Raw genomic sequence first — 1488 nt, 5'->3', positions numbered from 1 at the left:
CGGGCTGACAGCCCTATGTCAAGCAGCCTCCTTGGTGAGGTTGTTGAGGCGGCCGTGTAGGTCGGGGTTGTAGGGCATGTGGTCGTGCCAGCAGCGCCACAGGATTCTGGTCCAGCCCTGGGCCAGGATCCTTGCTGCGTGGGGGTGGCGGCAGCCGCGGTCACGGGCTCGGCGGTAGGTGTCGGCTGCCCAGGTGTTCGCGCGCGGGGTGTCTTGGGCCCAGTCGACGAGAGCCGCGCGGAGTTGCTTGTTGCATCCGCGCCGGTAGGCGACGTTGAGGAACTTGCCCGATTGCCGGGTGGAGGGAGCCACGCCGGCCGCGGCGGCCAGGGCCTGGGCGTCGGGGAACCGTGCGCGGCAGTCGCCGATCTCGGCCAGGAGGGTGGCAGCGCGGACGGTGCCGGCGCGGGGTAGCGACTGGAAGATCGGCCCGTCGGGATGGGCCAGGAGCGCTTCCTTGATCCGGGCCTCGAGGTTGTCCTGCTGGGCGCGCAGCGTGGTGAGCAGGTCGACCAGGGCGGTGACGATCACCTCGCCGGCCTCGGCGGCGGGACCGTGCACATGTCCCACCACGGCTTGGCGCAGGTGAGCGACGAGCTCGTCGGGAGTCTGCCGGCCGCAGTAGCCGTTGGCCCGCAGCCAGTGCGCCATCCTGACCGGGGACAGCCAGGCGGCCTTCGCTTCGGAGGGGAACCTGCGCAGGAACGCCAGGCTGATCGGGATGTCGAGCTGGCTAAACAGCCCGACCGCGCCGGGGAAGTTGTGCTGCAGCACCGCCAGCAGCTGGTTGTTGACCGCGATGCGGTGATCGACCAGGTCATGACGTGCGCGGATCAGCATCCGTAAGGCGATCGTCTGGGGACTATCAGGCCGGACGAGTGCCCACCGGCCGGCATCGGTGCGTAGCGCATCGGCCAGCACGAACGCGTCGAACCGGTCGTCCTTGTTGCCTGCTGCCCCGTAGCGGGCTCGCAGCGACCGGACCTGACGCGAGGAGATCACCACGACCTCGAACCCCGACCGGATCAGGTGCTCGACCACGGGACCATCCCCACGTTCGATCCCGACCCGGTCAACGCCGTGATCCCTGAGCAGGGTGGCGACCTTGACCAACCCGGCCTTCGAGTGCGTCACCGTGACTTCTTCGACGCGGTCACCTGCCCCGTTGACGATACAGACCGCATGGTGCTGCCAGGACCAGTCGATCCCGGCGAACGCGCGCGTAGCCTCCATGGTGTGTGCTCCTTCCGTCTAGCCCACGGAGAAGCACTCCGGCCCCGGGACGTGACGGCCGGTTGGTCACTGCGGCACTCGCGGTGCAAAGCCCTATGGCCGGTCTGCACGTCCCGGGCCACCGAGCCCTGCAACTGTCAGCCAGGTCCTCACCAAGGGCAGGACTCGCTCAGCCCGGCAGTGACCCGGCAGCACCGGGGTGCAGACAAGACGTTTCCACGCCTGTCTAGACCTACGGTCCACCAGTGACCTCAG

1 protein-coding gene is annotated in these 1488 nt (G+C 68.7%); it reads right to left on the bottom strand.

Annotation, left to right across the window (positions count from 1 at the left end; all coding sequences use genetic code 11):
* Positions 1 to 18 precede the first annotated feature (18 nt).
* Positions 19 to 1233, bottom strand: coding sequence for an IS110 family transposase (locus ABWU78_RS20875; protein WP_439159389.1), 1215 nt, complete (start codon positions 1231 to 1233; stop codon positions 19 to 21).
* Positions 1234 to 1488: the final 255 nt, after the last annotated feature.

Origin of the sequence: Cellulosimicrobium sp. CpK407, from assembly GCF_051844275.1 — a bacterium.
Classification (GTDB): domain Bacteria; phylum Actinomycetota; class Actinomycetes; order Actinomycetales; family Cellulomonadaceae; genus Cellulosimicrobium; species Cellulosimicrobium cellulans_G.
The sequence above is the reverse complement of the archived record's forward strand: the minus strand, read 5'-3'. Positions and strand labels throughout refer to the sequence as shown.

Coding starts and splice junctions, on each gene's coding strand:
- ABWU78_RS20875 (WP_439159389.1), bottom strand. CDS start 1,233: ATGGAGGCTACGCGCGCGTTCGCCGGGATCGACTGGTCCTGGCAGCAC.